15 protein-coding genes (1 of these 15 cut by a window edge) are annotated in these 15,469 nt (G+C 64.9%); 6 read left to right on the top strand and 9 right to left on the bottom strand.

The genetic code is table 11. The features are described 5' to 3' along the window. From I6F36_RS36950 to I6F36_RS36970, 5 genes are all read right to left on the bottom strand, one after another. Positions 1-672: the 5' portion of a TRAP transporter substrate-binding protein gene (locus I6F36_RS36950; RefSeq protein WP_035996972.1), read on the bottom strand. The gene continues 417 nt to the left of window position 1, outside the view; the window shows 672 of its 1,089 coding nt (coding positions 1-672); it begins with the start codon at positions 670-672; its stop codon lies off the left edge, out of view. 180 nt (positions 673-852) lie between these two features. Beyond that, on the bottom strand, positions 853-2,166 hold the full coding sequence (locus tag I6F36_RS36955; protein WP_109142262.1) for an NAD(P)H-dependent oxidoreductase: 1,314 nt from the start codon (positions 2,164-2,166) through the stop codon (positions 853-855). Between the two features lie 153 nt (positions 2,167-2,319). Beyond that, the gene (locus tag I6F36_RS36960) at positions 2,320-3,120 is read right to left on the bottom strand and encodes a phytanoyl-CoA dioxygenase family protein (protein WP_225129019.1); all 801 of its coding nucleotides are present in this window, start codon (positions 3,118-3,120) and stop codon (positions 2,320-2,322) included. A 162-nt stretch (positions 3,121-3,282) separates the two neighbouring features. Then, the gene (locus tag I6F36_RS36965) at positions 3,283-3,960 is read right to left on the bottom strand and encodes a GntR family transcriptional regulator (RefSeq protein ID WP_225129021.1); all 678 of its coding nucleotides are present in this window, start codon (positions 3,958-3,960) and stop codon (positions 3,283-3,285) included. A 141-nt stretch (positions 3,961-4,101) separates the two neighbouring features. Then, on the bottom strand, positions 4,102-5,001 hold the full coding sequence (locus I6F36_RS36970; RefSeq protein WP_225129023.1) for a sigma-70 family RNA polymerase sigma factor: 900 nt from the start codon (positions 4,999-5,001) through the stop codon (positions 4,102-4,104). A gap of 100 nt (positions 5,002-5,101) precedes the next feature. Between I6F36_RS36970 and I6F36_RS36975 the strand changes: the two genes are divergently transcribed. Next, positions 5,102-5,557 (top strand): carboxymuconolactone decarboxylase family protein, encoded by a 456-nt coding sequence (locus I6F36_RS36975; protein WP_128266519.1) that lies wholly within the window; start codon positions 5,102-5,104, stop codon positions 5,555-5,557. 1 nt (position 5,558) lies between these two features. Here the strand turns inward: I6F36_RS36975 and I6F36_RS36980 are convergent, their stop codons facing one another. Both I6F36_RS36980 and I6F36_RS36985 read right to left on the bottom strand, forming a co-directional pair. After that, a complete protein-coding gene (locus I6F36_RS36980; RefSeq protein WP_225129025.1) occupies positions 5,559-6,371 on the bottom strand; it encodes an alpha/beta fold hydrolase in 813 nt (270 codons plus the stop codon). A 2-nt stretch (positions 6,372-6,373) separates the two neighbouring features. Continuing rightward, a complete protein-coding gene (locus I6F36_RS36985) occupies positions 6,374-7,192 on the bottom strand; it encodes an alpha/beta fold hydrolase (protein WP_225129027.1) in 819 nt (272 codons plus the stop codon). A gap of 134 nt (positions 7,193-7,326) precedes the next feature. Between I6F36_RS36985 and I6F36_RS36990 the strand changes: the two genes are divergently transcribed. Beyond that, the gene (locus I6F36_RS36990) at positions 7,327-7,869 is read left to right on the top strand and encodes a methylated-DNA--[protein]-cysteine S-methyltransferase (RefSeq protein ID WP_225129028.1); all 543 of its coding nucleotides are present in this window, start codon (positions 7,327-7,329) and stop codon (positions 7,867-7,869) included. 128 nt (positions 7,870-7,997) lie between these two features. On the opposite strand, the gene I6F36_RS36995 is transcribed toward I6F36_RS36990, so the two are convergent. Together I6F36_RS36995 and I6F36_RS37000 are read right to left on the bottom strand one after the other, a co-directional pair. Beyond that, positions 7,998-9,542, bottom strand: a complete 1,545-nt coding sequence (locus I6F36_RS36995; RefSeq protein ID WP_225173165.1) for an acyl-CoA synthetase — start codon at positions 9,540-9,542, stop codon at positions 7,998-8,000. Positions 9,543-9,657: 115 nt separating this feature from the next. Beyond that, positions 9,658-10,830 (bottom strand): acetyl-CoA C-acetyltransferase, encoded by a 1,173-nt coding sequence (locus I6F36_RS37000; RefSeq protein ID WP_225137612.1) that lies wholly within the window; start codon positions 10,828-10,830, stop codon positions 9,658-9,660. A gap of 232 nt (positions 10,831-11,062) precedes the next feature. Between I6F36_RS37000 and I6F36_RS37005 the strand changes: the two genes are divergently transcribed. The 4 genes from I6F36_RS37005 (at position 11,063) to I6F36_RS37020 (ending at position 15,423) form a co-directional block, all read left to right on the top strand. Continuing rightward, a complete protein-coding gene (locus I6F36_RS37005; RefSeq protein ID WP_249789149.1) occupies positions 11,063-11,641 on the top strand; it encodes a TetR family transcriptional regulator in 579 nt (192 codons plus the stop codon). 55 nt (positions 11,642-11,696) lie between these two features. Next, the gene (locus I6F36_RS37010; RefSeq protein WP_024337318.1) at positions 11,697-12,455 is read left to right on the top strand and encodes an SDR family NAD(P)-dependent oxidoreductase; all 759 of its coding nucleotides are present in this window, start codon (positions 11,697-11,699) and stop codon (positions 12,453-12,455) included. Positions 12,456-12,701: 246 nt separating this feature from the next. Then, positions 12,702-13,508: an enoyl-CoA hydratase/isomerase family protein gene (locus I6F36_RS37015; RefSeq protein WP_225149378.1), complete on the top strand. Its 807-nt coding sequence runs from the start codon at positions 12,702-12,704 to the stop codon at positions 13,506-13,508. A 43-nt stretch (positions 13,509-13,551) separates the two neighbouring features. Further along, complete coding sequence (locus I6F36_RS37020; protein ID WP_109142271.1) at positions 13,552-15,423, top strand: AMP-binding protein; 1,872 nt, start codon at positions 13,552-13,554, stop codon at positions 15,421-15,423. The last annotated feature ends 46 nt before the right edge of the window (positions 15,424-15,469 follow it).

Genomic DNA, 15,469 nt, shown 5'->3' on the forward strand with positions numbered 1-15,469 from the left:
GCCGAGCTTCTCGTCGTCATACGGACCGACCCACTCGGCAGCGTCGATCGTCCCTTTCTCCAGCGCGGGATAGATGTCGCCGGCCGCGATCTGTTGCGGCACGCCCCCGACCTTTGCGACAATGGTGCCGGCGAAGCCGCCAACCCGGAATTTCAGGCCCTTGAGATCATCGACGGTCTTGATCTCCTTGCGGAACCAGCCGCCCATCTGAGCCCCGGTCGAGCCGGTCGGCACGCCGATCGCGTTGTGCTCTTTCAAGAGATCATTGAGCATGTCCTGGCCGCCGCCCCATATCAGCCAGGAAATGTGCTGACGCGTATTGAGGCCGAACGGCAGCGAGGTGCCGAAGGTGAATGCCGGGTTCTTGCCCCAATAATAGTAGAGCGCGGTGTTGCCCATTTCGACGGTGCCGTTGGACACGGCATCGAGCACTTGCAGGCCCCCGACGATTTCGCCGGCCGCGAAGGGTTGGATCTGGAATCTGTTGTCGGTGATCTCCGCGACCCGCTTGCAGAAATACTCGCAGCCGCCGTAGAGCGTATCCAGTGATTTCGGCCAGCTCGCCGCCAGCCGCCATTTCACCTCGGGCATTGATTGTGCGACAGCCGGCGCTGCAATTGCGCTTGCGGCAAGGCCCAGTCCGCCTGCCTTCAGAAATTTACGACGTTCCATGCGTTTCCCTCCTGCGGTGTCGTGTCCTCGACGAGGGATCGCGGTCTTGACGCCGCTTCATCTTTCGCCGGTGGCCGACGTTTCTTGGTGTCCGAAATTCAATGTTCCCGGATCGCAGGCAGCATGACCAAAGGGGAACAGCAAATCAAGCTCGCTTTGGTTGTGCGCCTGCCAAGCCGATCAATGCTGCGGCGCGAACGCGGCTTCCATGGCCTTGCGCGCCTTCACCGTTTCGTTGCCCGGGTCGAATTCGACATCGCTCCAGCGTACCAACGTGCCATGGGCGACGTCGTGCTTAAGCTTGAGGCGATGTGCGAGCCCGATCGGCAGGGCCCCAGCCCTGAGGCTCGCGGCCGCCGGTATCAGCTTGCCCCATACCGTGTAGCCGCCTTCGCCGTCGAGCATCTCCCCGGCACGCAAGTTACGTTTGGCCACGGCGGCGACGTCGCCGCGAAAGCCGTAAGGCTGCCCGGTGGGCTCGCCCCGCAGCGCGGCCGACAGCACCGAGATGTTCAGCTCGAGCCCGATCAGATGGTAGGGCTTGTACATCGCGGCATAGCGTCCGCTCCCATCGGTCTTGAGGCCGTATTGCCTGAAGCAATCGGCGGCATAGTCGTTGGGCGCCTCCAGTACTACATAGACGCCCCAGCGCAGGTCGCGAAACACCGGCCGGCCGTCGCGCTCGAGCGAGGAGACGACTTCGACGACACCGGATCGCTCCAGCACACCGCCGCGCGAGCGCGGCCGCATGATGTGCGGCAGATCATCGACGCCGCACGGCGGAAACGCCAGGCCGTCCGCGGGCACGTCGAGGCCGCAGGCATTGGCGATTGCGGCCATCTCGATCGCCGATTTGGTGCCGTCGAGGAACGAGTTGAACATCTGCGGATTCATGCCGGCCGACTGCGCTTCGCCCGCGGTCAGGCCGTAATGCTGCCAGACACCGTCGGGCGTCACGTCGTGATAGGCCGGCAGGTACTTCGTGCCCTTGCCGGCGGCAATGACGTGAAATCCGGTGGCGCGGGCCCAATCGACCATCTCCGCCGTCAGCGCCGGCTGGTCGCCATAGGCGAGCGAATAGACCACGCCCGCTTTTCGCGCTTCGTCGGCGAGCAGCGGGCCCGCCAGCACGTCGGCTTCGACATTGACCATCACGATATGCTTGCCCGCCGCGATCGCGGCGCGCGCGTGGGCAATGCCGACGGCGGGATTGCCGGTCGCCTCTACCACCACGTCCATGGCGCCGCCGGCAATGGCGCGCGCGCCGTCATCGGTGAACACGGTCGCGGCGATGCGTTCGGCATCCCAGCCGACGGTCCGGCAGGCCTCGCGGGCCCGGTCGCGGTCGATGTCGACGATGATGGGCACCTCCAGCCCCGGCGTGTGCGGCACCTGTGCAAGGAACATCGAGCCGAACTTGCCGGCGCCGATCAGCGCGACACGGACAGGCTTGCCGGCGGATGCGCGGGCTTGCAGGAGGCGGAAGAGGTTCATGGGGGGTCCGAGATCGCTATGGCTGTCAGGTGACACTGTCAAACTTCGTCATTCCGGGGCGCGCGAAGCGCGAGCCCGGAATCCATTTCTCCACAAGCACTGCGGCCCGATGGATTCCGGGCTCAACGCTCCGCGTCGCCCCGGAATGACAGGTTACTCCGCCGCCTGCCGCGGTGCCCGTGCCAGCCGCAGCAGCGCGTCGTCGTCCACCGTCTTGATCGGCGTGAAATCGCGATGCGCGATGTAGTCCGGCCGGGTCGGTGTGCGGATATGGTTCGAGACCGCATTCAGCGTCAGGTACACGATCTTGCGCGGATAGGGCGTGATGTTGCCGCTGGAGCCGTGCACGAGATTGCCGTGGAACATCAGCATGCCGCCGGGCTTGCCGGTGGGCGCGACGATGCCGCCCTGCTTGACGAGGCGCGTCACCGTATCCTCGTCCAGCGTCCACAGCGGATAAGAGGTGGTGGCGAGATCGTGCGAAGCCTCGAGATCGCCGGCGTTCTGGCTGCGCGGCACCAGCATCAGGGGGCCGTTGATCGGCATCACCTCGTCGAGGAAGATCGCGATGTTCATCGCCCGCGGCTCCGGCATGCCGTCGTCGCGCTTCCAGGTGCCGTAGTCCTGGTGCCATTGCCAGACGTCGCCGGTGAAGGCCGATTTCGCGTTGATCTTGAACTGGTGCATGTAGACGGGCTCGCCGAACAATTGCTCGACCGGCTCGATCATGCGCGGATGCGCGCCGAGGATCGCGAACGCCTCGTTGTAGAGATGCGCGGCAAAGGCCGTGCGCGGCGCTCCGCTCTTCTCGCGCCAGACCTCGGGCCGGTTGGCGTCGTAGATTGCGACCGCCTCGCGCGCGAGCAGGTCGACCTCCTCCTGGGCGAACAATTCGGGCAGGAACAGCCAGCCCTCGCGGTGGAAGAACTCCAATTGCTCCTGAGACAGTTTCATGGGTCGTCCTCCTGTTTGCTTTGTTTTGTCATTCCGGGGCACGCGAAGCGTGAGCCCGGAATCCATTCCTCCGCAGTCTCTGCCGCCCGATGGATTCCGGGCTCGACGCTCCCGGGCCGCGCTTCGCGCGGTCCCGTCGCGTCGCCCCGGAATGACGGCGTGCTACGCCGCCGCCTCTTCCGTCGCCCGCAATCTCTCCTCGGTCATCCGTCCCGCCGTCTGCGCATGCGCAAGCGCGGCGCGTTCGGCCGCCGTCGCGTTGCCGCTGAAAATGTGCGCGGCAATCTCGGCATGCTCCGCCCAGGCGCTGGCGCGATAATCGAGCTCGGAGAGCACCGTCGCCATCGAGCGCCGCATGTGCGGCCATTGCGGCGCCATGGTCTCCTCGATCACGGGATTGCCGGCGAGCTGATAGATCGCGCGGTGAAAATCGACGTCGAGCGCGATGAGCTCGGATAGCGTGGTGTCGCGGTCGCTGCGGCGTCCGGCGGCGAGCGCTGCCTCCAGTCGCGCGCGTCCCGCTGCGTCGCTGGCCGCGCGCTGAGCGGCCAGCCCGGCCGCCAGCGCATCGATGGCGCCGCGCACCTCGTAGAGCTGACGGATGCGCGCGGGATCGAGCTGTGTCACTTCAAAGCCGCGGCGGCCGCTCTCGGCGACCAGGCCCTGCCGATGCAACAGATGCAGCGCATGCGACACCGGCTGGCGCGACACGCCGAGCCGATCGGCGAGCTCGTTCTGCCGGATGCGCTGGCCGGGCCGAAGCGTGCGGTCGGAGATCGCCTCCAGGATCCGCGCATAGACTTGGTCGATCAGGTTCGGGAGCGGGTCGAGAGGGATCACACCGGCAGCTCCAGAAGAACGAAGAAATACGGAATTCCGTATTCGAACTTACGCTCGGCAAGGTGGAGCGTCAAGCCGTATCTCGGGCGATCCCAAGGGCTCCACGTCACCCGGGTAAGCTGTTGAATTTCCTGAGTCCGTCTACTGTGCATGGGGTTGTTTTCGCGACAACGGGTCCGGATCTGACCCATCCAGCACCTCCACCTCCATCGTGGCGATGTCGTCCGCATCGGCCACCGCCTCGATCGCCCCGATCCGCTCGCCCACGAACGTCACGCGCAGGGCAATGCGCAGCTGTCCGCCGAGGATGACGGCAGCACCCAACTCACCATCGACCAGCGCCGTGCGCGCCGTCCGGGCGCGGCCCTTGTAGAACTGCGCGACAGCCTCGGCGCCGCGCACCTCCGCCAGCGAGCCGAGCCGCACCGCGGCCTGATCGGCGCGGAAGACGACCTCGGGATCCAGCACCGCGAGCAGCCCTTCGAAATTGCCCTCGCGCGAGGCTTTAAGAAATGCATCGACGATCCTTCGCTGCTGCGTCAGATCCGTCTCGGGCACCGGTGCGCCCTGCACGCGCCGCCGGGCGCGGCTCGCCAGTTGCCGCGAGGCATCGACCGAACGGCCGACGATCGGCGCGATCTCCTCGAACGGGACGGCGAACATGTCGTGCAGCACGAAGGCGAGCCGCTCCGCGGGCTGCAGCGTTTCCAGCACGACCAGCAGTGCCGCGCCGACGGAATCGGCCATCTCCGCCTCTCGCTCGCTTGTATCGTCGACCGGCTCGGGTACGTGCGGACCCATCGGATCCTCGCGACGCGACTTCCGGGCGCGCAGCATGTCGAGGCAGATGCGCGCCACGACCGTGGTCAGCCAGCCGCGCAAATTCGCGATGTCGGACAGGTCGTAGCGGCTGACCCGCAGCCAAGCCTCCTGCACGGCATCGTCGACCTCGGCGCGCGAGCCCAGCATTCGATAGGCGACCGCACGCAAATGATCCCTGCTCGCCTCGAACTGCCCGGTCAGAAAATTTTCTTCGGTCATCGGTCACATTCCCTCGTCGCGATCCGTCATGCCCATGACGAAGCCAATCCGGCCGATGTGACCGGAACCTTCGAAATTCGACAGATGGAGACGCAACATGATGCACGCCCGCATGAATCATCCCGTCATGGTCCTGCCGGAGGCCATGAAGGTCCTTCAGTCCCTCGGCAACCTGACAAAGCAGGGTCTGCCGGAAAGGCTCCTCGAACTGGTGCACCTGCGCGCCAGCCAGATCAATGGTTGCAGCGTGTGCGTCGATATGCACCCGAAGGTCGCCCGCCGGCTGGGCGAAACCGACGAGCGCTTGTTCGCCGTCTCCGCCTGGCGCGAAGCGCCCTACTTCACGGACGCCGAGCGCGCCGCGCTGGCCCTGACCGAAGCCGTCACGCGCCTCGCCGATCGCGAGGATCCGGTGCCCGATGCGATCTGGAACGAAGCCGCCAAGCACTTCGACGAGCGCGAGCTCGCCACGCTGATCGTTGCGATCGCGACGATCAACGTCTGGAACCGCCTGAACGCGACGATCAAGATGCCGGTCGGCGTGTGGAAGGTGTGAGCTACTCCGTCAGGAATCTGCTCACCACCTCGCCGAACTCGAGCGGCGCCTGCTCGAACATCCAGTGGCCGGCGTTCGCGATCACTGCCGTCTCGGCGCCCGCGATGTGCGCGGCCAGCACGCGCCACATCACCGACAGGCTGCCGGTGGTGGCGCCGCCGCCGATCAGCAGCGTCGGCGTCCTGATCGCCTGCGCATCGCTGAGGGTGTAGGGCCGGCGCTGCTCGTTGATCTGGCCAAGGAAGGTGAGCGCGTTGTCGCGGAGTTGTTGCTTGGCCGCAGCCGGCACGCGCCGCCAGGAACCGTCGCCCTCGATGCCTTCGTAGAAATTCCGCACCGCGCCCTCGAGGTCGCCGCCGCGGATCATCTCGACCGATCGCGCCGTGCGGGCCGCCAGCGACGGATGCGCGGGCGTGCCTTCGGGCACAGGCAGGGATGGGTCGAGATCGCCGCCGGGCTCGGCCAGCACCAGCTTGTGCAACAGATCAGGCCGCGCCTGCGCCACGCGAAAGGCGATGTGTCCGCCGCGCGAATGGCCCATCAGGTCGACGGGGCCGGGCCTGACCTGCTCGATGAAGGCAATCGTATCGGCGACGTGCTGCGCCATCTTGTAGTCGTCGCCGACGGCGTCCCAATGCTCGGGAAAGAAGTGCCGCAGGCTGACCGCGATCACGCGATGGGATTTCGACAGCGGACCGAGCACCGAATACCAGGTGCGGAAATCACCGAGTGTGCCGTGCACACAGACCAGTGGCGGGCCCTCACCGACCTCGAGATAGGCCATGTCGTAACCATTGACGCGGAAGCTTTGCATGGTCAGCTCGCCAGAAAATCCAAAACCACTTCGGAGAATTTCTGCGGCGCCTGCTCGAACATCGGATGCGTCGCGTTCGGGATGATCGCCGTCTTGGAATAGGGCACATGCGTGGCCAGCGCATGCAGCACTTTCGGCAAGAGGCCCTTGGTCCGCGCGCCCAGGATGAACAGCGTCGGCATCTTGATCGCCTCCGCATCCGCCTTCGAGAACGGCGGGCGGCTGTCGCGGACCTGGCCGATCAGCGTAAAGGCATTGTCGCGCAGGTTCTGCTTCACCATCGCGGGCAATCGCGGCCAGGTGCCTGGGCCTTCCAGCGTGTCAACGAAGACGGCGAGCCCGCCGTCGACATCGCCGGCCGCGATCTTCTCGGCCGAGGCCGTGAAGCGCGCCAGCAGCGGCGAGGGGCCGCCGACGTAGTCCGGATCAAGGCTCGCATCGAGCTCGCCCCCGGGCTCGGCCAGGATCAGCCGGCGTAAGAGATCGGGCCGCTGCTGCGCCACGCGGAAGCAGATATGCCCGCCGCGGGAATGGCCCATCAAATCGACCGGTCCCACATCGAGCTTGTCGATGAAGGCGATGACGTCCTCGACATGCTGGGCGATCGAATAGGTGTCACCGACGCTGTCCCAGCGCTCCGGGAAGAAGTGCCGCAGGCTGACGGCGATCACCCGGTGCCGCTGCGTCAGCGGCCCCAGCACGCAGCCCCAGACGCGGAAGTCATTCAGCGATCCATGCACGCAGACCAGAGGCGGACGGCCCCTATCTTCGCCCACATCGAGATAGGGCATGTCGTAACCGTTGACGTGGAGGCTCTGCATGATGGACTCGGGAGAGGATTGGAACGCCTGTGCAAGATTCCCGGAAACCGGGTGGATCGCAACTATTTCCAAGCCTAGATTTGGCACGACATCAAAGTGGGGGCCTGCAACGGAAGCAAGCCAGGAACCTAGACATGACCGACCAGCATTTTGCTCTGTTCGACACAAGGATCGGCCTGTGCGCCATCGCCTGGGGCCCGCGGGGCATCAACGGCACGCAATTGCCGATGGGCGGCGAGCAGAAGATCCGCACCCGCATCAGCCAGCGTCATGCCGACGCCGTTGAGGCCGAGCCGACCGCCGAGGTGCAACAGGCGATCGATCGCATGACAAAACTGCTCGCCGGCGAGCCGGATGATCTCACCGACATTCCGCTCGACCTCGACGGCGTGCCCGAGTTCAATCGCAGCGTCTACGACATCGCCCGGGCGATTCCGCCGGGTAAGACCATCACCTATGGCGACATCGCAAAACAGCTCGGCGGCGTCCAGCTGTCTCGCGACGTCGGCCAGGCGCTCGGCCGCAACCCGTGCCCGATCGTCGTGCCCTGCCATCGCGTGCTCGCCGCGGGCAACAAGCCCGGCGGCTTCTCGGCGAATGGCGGCGTGGTCACGAAGCTGAAGATGCTGGAGATCGAAGGCGCGCTGGTGAACCACACTCCGAGCCTGTTCGATTGAGGATGCCGAAGCTTGCTCGGCGTCATGGCCGGGCTTGACCCGGCCATCCACGTCTTCCTTTGCAGTACAAAGAACGTGGATGCCCGGGACAAGCCCGGGCATGACGGTGTTGAGAGCGGCCGCTCGCCCTAAGTCTTCGTCGCCGTCTTCGGCCAATACCGATCGCGCAAATGCCGCTTCACCAGCTTGCCGGTCGGCGTGCGCGGCAGCTCGGCTTCGAAATCGACCGAGCGCGGGCACTTGATGGCGGAGAGGCGGCTCTTGCAATAGGCGATCAAATCGGCCTCCAGCGCCTTGCCGGCGCGGCTCATGTCGTGGGGCTGCACCACCGCCTTGACCTCTTCGCCCATCTCCTCGTTCGGCACGCCGAACACCGCGACGTCGGCGACCTCGGGGTGCGTGATCAGCACGTCCTCGGTCTCCTGCGGATAGATGTTCACGCCGCCCGAGATGATCATGTAGGACTTGCGGTCGGTGAGATAGAGGAAGCCGTCCTTGTCGAGATAGCCGACGTCGCCGAGCGTCGACCATCCCTTGGCGTTGTAGGCCTTCTTCGTCTTCTCGGGATCATTGTGATAGGTAAAGGCGGGCGCGTCGGCGAAATAGACGGTACCGATTTCGCCGACCGGCTGCTCCTCGTCGTTCTCGTCGAGAATCTTGATCTTGCCGACCACGGCGCGGCCGACGCTGCCGCGATGCTCCAGCCATTGCTGCGAGTTGCAGACGGTGACGCCATTGCCTTCAGACCCGGCGTAATACTCGATCAGGATCGGCCCCCACCATTCGATCATCTTGGCCTTGACGTCGATGGGGCAGGGCGCGGCGGCGTGGATCGCGCCCTTCAGGGTGGAGACGTCGTACCTCGTGCGCACCTCGTCCGGCAGCTTCAGCATGCGCACGAACATGGTCGGCACCAGCTGCGATTGCGTCACCTTGTACTTCTCGACCAGCTTCAGGAACTCTTCGGCGTCGAAATGCTCCATGATGATGGAGGTGCCGCCGAGCACGATCGCCATCATGTTGAAGCGCAGGGGTGCCGCATGATAGAGCGGCGCCGGCGACAGATAGGTGCTCTCCGCATTCATGCCGCACATGTCGGCGCAGAGCACGCGGAGGAAGGCGTTCGGCACGTCGATCCTGTTGCCTTCGAAAGCCTTCTTGATTCCCTTAGGGCGCCCGGTGGTGCCCGACGAATACAGCATGTCGTAGCCGGCGACCTCGTCGGCGATCGGCGTCGTCGGCTGCGCGGCGGCTTCCTTGTCGTAGGAGCGGAAGCCGGGCAGCGGCTCGTCCATCATGTAGAAGATCGGCTCACCGGGCGCGCCCTTGATCAGGCCCTTGATCTGGTCGGCGCATTTCGGCGTCGTGATCACGACCTTGGCGCCGCAATCGGCGATGATGTAATCGATCTCGTCCTGCTTCAGGTAGCGGCTGATCGCGGTGTAATAGAGCCCGCTGCGCTGTGCCGCCCAGCACAGCTCCATGAAGGCGAGGCGGTTCTCCATCAACAGCGCAATGTGGTCGCCGGCCTTGAGGCCAAGCGAGCGGAACAGATGCGCGCCCTGGTTCGAGAGCTCGTCGAGCTCGCGATAGGTGATCGCCTTGCCGGTCCCGGCCATCTGGTAGGCGATCTTGTCGGGCGTCGTCTTTGCGTGGATACAGGGGTGGGTCATGGCGTTTCCTCAAAACGCGAATGGCGAGTAGCGAGTGGCGAATAGGGAAGAAGGGCAAACCGCTCTTCGCCTACTCACCATTCGCTACTCGCCACTCACTGCTCGCTTTTGTTTTTTACAGTCGCTCCACGATCGTCACGTTGGCCATGCCGCCGCCTTCGCACATGGTCTGCAGGCCGTAGCGCTTGCCGCGCTGGTGCAGGGCGTGGACCAGCGTCGTCATCAGCTTGGTGCCGGAGCCGCCGAGCGGATGGCCGAGCGCGATGGCGCCGCCGTTGACGTTGAGACGCTCCGGGTCGGCGCCGGTGGTCTTCAGCCAGGCGGTCGGCACCGAGGCGAAGGCCTCGTTGACCTCGAACAGGTCGATGTCGCCGATCTTCATGCCGGCCTTCTCCAGCGCGCGCTTGGTGGCGTGCAGGGGAGCATCGAGCATGATCACGGGATCGCCGCCCGTCATGGTCATGTGATGGATGCGGGCGAGTGGCTTGACGCCGAGCTGCTTCAGGCCCTTCTCGTTCACCACCATGACGCCGGAGGCGCCGTCGCAGATCTGGCTGGCGCTGGCCGCGGTGAGCTTGCCGTTCTCGGCGATCAGCTTGACGCCCTTGATGCCGTCGAGCGTGACATCGAAGCGAATGCCTTCGTCGATGTGGTGAGTGTCCTTGCTGCCGTCGGCGCGGGTGATCTCGAGCGGCACGATCTCCTTCTTGAAGTGACCTCCTTGCGTCGCCGCGATCGCGCGCTGATGGCTCTGGTAAGAATATTCGTCGAGCTCATCCTTGGAGAGGCCGTACTTCTCGGCCATCATCTCGGCGCCGGTGAACTGGCTGAACACGATATTCGGATACTTCTTCTCGATGCCCGGGCTCTTGTAATTGCCAAAGCCATTCTTGGCCGGAAGCTGCGACGACAGGCCCATCGGCACCCGCGTCATCGACTCCACCCCGGCCGCGATCACGACGTCCATCGCACCCGACATCACCGCCTGCGCGGCGAAGTGCAGCGCTTGCTGCGAGGAGCCGCACTGACGATCAATCGAGGTGCCTGGCACACTCTCCGGAAGCTTCGAGGCCATGATCGCGTTGCGCGCGACATTGTTGGACTGCTCGCCGACCTGCATCACGCAGCCCATGATCACGTCCTCGACCTGGGCCGGATCGACCTTGGTGCGGTCGACCAGCTCGTCCAGCACCTTCGCGGCGAGATCGGCCGGATGCCAGCCGGCGAGACGGCCCCCCTTGCGCCCGCCGGCGGTGCGCGCAGCGGCGACGATGTAAGCCTCGGCCATGTCGGTCTCTCCCTGAATTCTTTATTGGGTTGGTTGTCGGGTGGATTTAAGGGTCGGACCATCGTTTAGTCAATCGATCAATTAACTCTTGTGATGAGGCGCTGCTTGCGCTTATCTGCGCCCCGCTTCCAGCGGCCAAACAGGGATCTCCGTGGCGACCAGCGTACCGAACAGGCTCCCCAGCGGGAAAAATTCCACGGCAGAGAAATTGCTGGTGGCCGCGAGCGAGCTGATGATCGAACGCTCCTCGATCGAGATCTCACTCTCCGACATTGCGCAGAAGTCGGGCGCCAACGCCGCGCTGGTCAAATATCACTTCGGCAACAAGGACGGCCTGTTGCTGGCGCTGCTCGCGCGGGATGCTGCGACCGAGATGTCCAATCTCGAATATCTGCTGGCGCAGCCGATCACGTCGACGGCGAAGCTGAAGCTGCACATCGCCGGCATCATCCGCGCCTATCACCGGTTCCCCTACATGAACCGGCTGATCCACTATCTCTTGCACGAAACCAGCGCGAGCTCTGCCGACGAAGTCTCCAAGTTCTTCGTTGCGCCGCTCCTGGACTTCCACCGCCGCCTGCTGGCTGAAGGCGTCAGCCGCGGCGAATTCCGCCCGACTGATCCGGTACTGTTCTACACCAGCCTGATCGGTGCCTGCGATCACCTGTTCTTCGGCCGGCACGCGATGTCCCGCGCCACCGGCGTCGGCCCGGTCACTGACGATGTCTGCCGGCAATACATCAAGCACATTGAAACGCTGATCTGCGGCGGCATCCTCACGCAAGCCGGGGAAGCCGCTGCGGCCGGATAGTCCGGCCGACACGTGACAAGTCTAGAGAAGAAACGCTCAAGGAAAGGTACAAGCGATGCAATTAAAAGACGTAGCCGTTCTCATCACCGGCGGCGGCTCGGGCCTTGGTGCCGCGACCGCCCGCGCCATGGCGGCCAAGGGCGCCAAGATCGGCGTGATCGATCAGAGCAAGGAAAACGCCGAGAAGGTGGCCGCCGAAGTGAAGGGCGTCGCGCTGCACGCCGACGTCACCAGCGAGGAGCAGATCAAGGCAGCGATCGCCAAGGCGGAAGCCGCACACGGCGTCGCCCGCGTGCTGATGAACTGCGCCGGCATCGGCGGCTCGCAGCGCATCGTCGGCCGCGACGGTGTCTATCCGCTCGAAAAGTTCGCACGCATCATCAACGTCAATCTGATCGGCACCTTCAACTGCCTGCGGCTGTTCGCCGAGCGCCTCGTTACTGCGGAGCCGATCGGCGAAGAGCGCGGCGTCATCATCAACACGGCCTCGGTTGCCGCCTACGAAGGCCAGATCGGCCAGATCGCCTATTCGGCCTCGAAGGGTGGCGTCGTCGGCCTGACGCTGCCGGCCGCGCGCGATCTCGCCAGCCAGAAGATCCGCGTCAACACCATTGCGCCCGGCCTGTTCTTCACGCCGCTGCTGATGGGCCTGAACGAAGAGGCCCGCAAGAGCCTGGGCGCCCAGGTGCCGCATCCCTCGCGTCTCGGCGATGCCAACGAATACGGCATGCTCGCGGTGCACATCGTCGAGAACCCGATGCTGAACGGCGAGACCATCCGCCTCGACGGTGCGATCCGCATGGCGCCGCGATAGGCGGTTCGTTCTTCCTTCTCCCCTTGTGGGAGAAGGTGGCATAGGCGGCCTTAGGCCGCCGTTCTTAAGGACGCCGAAGCGAAGCTTCGGCTACGGCGCCGGATGAGGGGTTGCCTCCACAATCTCATTTGTGGAGGCAGACCCCTCACACAAGCGATTGTGCGGCTAGCGATCTACATGCCCTCTCCCGCAAGGGGAGAGGGCGCAGCAATCGGCGCCGCGACTCGCGGCAAGTGCGAGGCCCCCATGTCCCAACCGCTGCTGATCGAGCATGACGATGGCGTCGACCGGGTGACGCTCAATCGGCCCGAGCACCTCAACGCACTCGATCCCGCGCTGATCGATGCGCTCAACGATTATTTCCAGGGCCTGCAACGCAATCGCGACACCCGCGTCGTCGTGCTCAAGGGCGCCGGCAAGAATTTTTGCGCCGGCCTCGATCTCAAAGCTGCGATGGCGCGCCGGGCCGGGCAGCAGGAGCCGCCGGGCGTCACGGAGTCGCTGGATTCGCAGCGGCGCATCGCCGACATCGTGATGCTGATGCGGCGCTGTCCGCAGCCGATCCTGGCGCTGGTGCAGGGCGCGGCGGCCGGCGGCGGCTTCGCGCTGGCGCTGGCCTCCGACATCCGCATCGCGACGAGATCGGCGCGGATGAATTGCGCTTTCATCAAGCTCGGGCTCGGCGGCTGCGATATCGGCACCAGCTATTTTCTGCCGCGCCTCGTCGGCGTCTCCGTCGCATCCGAGCTGATCCTCACCGGGCGCTTCATCGGAGCGGAGCGCGCGCTCGCGGTCGGCCTCGTCTCGGAGATCGTGGACGAGGACAAGCTCGATGACGCGGCCGCGCCTTATGTCGAGGCGATGATGACGGCCTCGCCCGTGGGCCTGCGGCTATCCAAGGAATGCCTCAACATGAGCGTCGATGCCAGCTCGCTGGAAGCTGTGATCGCGATGGAGGATCGCAACCAGGTCCTGTGCAGCCGCTCGGAAGAGTTTTCGGAAGGCATCAGGGCCTTCCTTGAGAAGCGAAAGCCTGTCTATATCAGGCGCTGAACGATGAAGATCCGCAAAGGACAGTAATTCCGGGAGACGCAAAATGAGTGGAAGCGCGGCGGCAGTGATGACGAAGCCCGCCTTTCGCAAGGTGCAGTGGCTCGCGCGCGACATCGACGTCGAGCGTCGCGGCGACGGCACGGTGGTGCTGAAGTCGCGCATTCCGCTGCAGCCTCATGAGAAGCACATCCCGGCCTCGCTGGCGAAATGGGCCAAGGAAGCACCCGAGCGCATCTGGCTGGCGCAGCGCGGCGGCCCGAACCGCGAATGGCGCAAGGTGTCCTATGGCGAAGCCAAGCGCATCGTGGACGCGCTGACGCAAGGCCTGCTCAATCTCGAGCTCAAGGGCCGGCCCGTCACGATCCTCTCCGGCAATTCGATCGAGCATGCGCTGATGACGCAGGCCGCGATGCAGGCGCGCGTTCCGGCAGCGCCGGTATCGCCGGCCTACTCGTTGATGAGCCACGACCACGTCAAGCTCAAGTACCTGTTCGACCTGATCAAGCCGGCCGTACTGATGGTGCAGGACGGACCGATCTTCGAGAAGGCGCTGAAGGCGCTCGACCTCAGCGGCGTCACTGTGGTTCACGTCGCGCGGCCCTGCGAGGGCATCAAGAGCGTCAGCTTTGCCGAGCTCGCGGCAACGCGTGTCACGGCCGATGTCGAGGCCTCGATCGCGAAGATCACGCCGCAGACCGTCGGCAAGCTGCTGTTCACATCAGGCTCGACCGGCATGCCCAAAGCCGTCATCAACACGCAGGAGATGATGTGCGCCAATGCAGCGATGATGATGCAAGTGCGGCCGCGCGATCCGAACGGACCGATCTCGACCATGCTGGACTGGATGCCCTGGAACCACACCATGGGCGGCAATGCCGCGTTCCACCCGATCCTGGTCGACGGCGGCACGCTCTATATCGACGACGGAAGGCCGATGCCGGGCCAGTTCGAGGAGACCCTGCGCAATCTGCGCGAGATCTCGCCGACCTATTATGCCAACGTGCCGGCCGGCTATGCCGCGCTGGCAGCGGCCATGGAGAAGGACGACGCGCTCTGCCGTTCCTTCTTCAAGAATCTCTCGATCATGGCCTATGGCGGCGCGCGTCTGCCCGACGATCTCTACGAGCGCATGCAGGCCCTCGCAGTGAAGACCACCGGCGAGCGCATCGTGTTCTACACCGGCTGGGGTTCGACCGAGACCGCGCCGACCTCGACCGGCACCTATTGGGACACCGAGCGCGTCGGCCTGATCGGCCTGCCGTTCCCCGGCGTCGAGTTGAAGATGGTGCCGTGCGGCTCGAAATACGAGTTGCGCCTGCGCGGCGTCAATGTCACGCCCGGCTATTTCGGCCAGCCTGAGCTGACGAAGAAGATGTTCGACGAGGAAGGTTTTTATTGCATCGGCGATGCCGGCGTCTTCGTCGACGATTCCGATCCGGTGCAAGGCATCATCTTCGCCGGCCGCGTGGTGGAGGACTTCAAGCTCACCACGGGCACATTCGTACATGTCGGCTCGCTGCGGACCGATGCGATCGCGGCCGCCACGCCCGTGGTGCACGACGCGCTGGTCGCGGGGCAGGACCGTCCCTTCATCGGCCTCCTGGCCTGGCCGAACCTGCACGCCTGCCGGCAGCTGGTCGGCAATCCCGATCTCAGCTTTGCGGATGCTGTGAAGCATCCCGAGGTGATCGCTTGCTTCAGGCGCGGCCTGGAAGCCCACAACCGTGAATGCGAAGGGGCCAGCAGCCGTATCATCGCGCGCGCGATGCTGATGGTCGAGCCGCCCTCGATCGACGGCAACGAGCTCACCGACAAGGGCTACATCAACCAGCGCGCCGGCCTGGAACGCCGCGCGGCGCTGGTGGAGCGGCTCTATGCGGACAAGCCGGATCAGGATGTGATCGTGCTGAAATGAAGACGACACTCGCTCCATTCGTCATTCCCGGGCGCGCGCAGCGCGA

It is taken from the genome of Bradyrhizobium sp. BRP19, assembly GCF_020194195.1.
GTDB lineage: Bacteria > Pseudomonadota > Alphaproteobacteria > Rhizobiales > Xanthobacteraceae > Bradyrhizobium > Bradyrhizobium yuanmingense.

What these genes read in the sequence shown, in the direction of transcription:
- I6F36_RS36970 (WP_225129023.1), bottom strand. Translation starts at nt 5,001, where the DNA reads ATGACCGAAGAAAATTTTCTGACCGGGCAGTTCGAGGCGAGCAGGGAT.
- I6F36_RS36955 (WP_109142262.1), bottom strand. Translation starts at nt 2,166, where the DNA reads ATGAACCTCTTCCGCCTCCTGCAAGCCCGCGCATCCGCCGGCAAGCCT.
- I6F36_RS37005 (WP_249789149.1), top strand. Translation starts at nt 11,063, where the DNA reads ATGATCGAACGCTCCTCGATCGAGATCTCACTCTCCGACATTGCGCAG.
- I6F36_RS37000 (WP_225137612.1), bottom strand. Translation starts at nt 10,830, where the DNA reads ATGGCCGAGGCTTACATCGTCGCCGCTGCGCGCACCGCCGGCGGGCGC.
- I6F36_RS36985 (WP_225129027.1), bottom strand. Translation starts at nt 7,192, where the DNA reads ATGCAGAGCCTCCACGTCAACGGTTACGACATGCCCTATCTCGATGTG.
- I6F36_RS36960 (WP_225129019.1), bottom strand. Translation starts at nt 3,120, where the DNA reads ATGAAACTGTCTCAGGAGCAATTGGAGTTCTTCCACCGCGAGGGCTGG.
- I6F36_RS36990 (WP_225129028.1), top strand. Translation starts at nt 7,327, where the DNA reads ATGACCGACCAGCATTTTGCTCTGTTCGACACAAGGATCGGCCTGTGC.
- I6F36_RS37015 (WP_225149378.1), top strand. Translation starts at nt 12,702, where the DNA reads ATGTCCCAACCGCTGCTGATCGAGCATGACGATGGCGTCGACCGGGTG.
- I6F36_RS36975 (WP_128266519.1), top strand. Translation starts at nt 5,102, where the DNA reads ATGCACGCCCGCATGAATCATCCCGTCATGGTCCTGCCGGAGGCCATG.
- I6F36_RS37010 (WP_024337318.1), top strand. Translation starts at nt 11,697, where the DNA reads ATGCAATTAAAAGACGTAGCCGTTCTCATCACCGGCGGCGGCTCGGGC.
- I6F36_RS36980 (WP_225129025.1), bottom strand. Translation starts at nt 6,371, where the DNA reads ATGCAAAGCTTCCGCGTCAATGGTTACGACATGGCCTATCTCGAGGTC.
- I6F36_RS37020 (WP_109142271.1), top strand. Translation starts at nt 13,552, where the DNA reads ATGAGTGGAAGCGCGGCGGCAGTGATGACGAAGCCCGCCTTTCGCAAG.
- I6F36_RS36995 (WP_225173165.1), bottom strand. Translation starts at nt 9,542, where the DNA reads ATGACCCACCCCTGTATCCACGCAAAGACGACGCCCGACAAGATCGCC.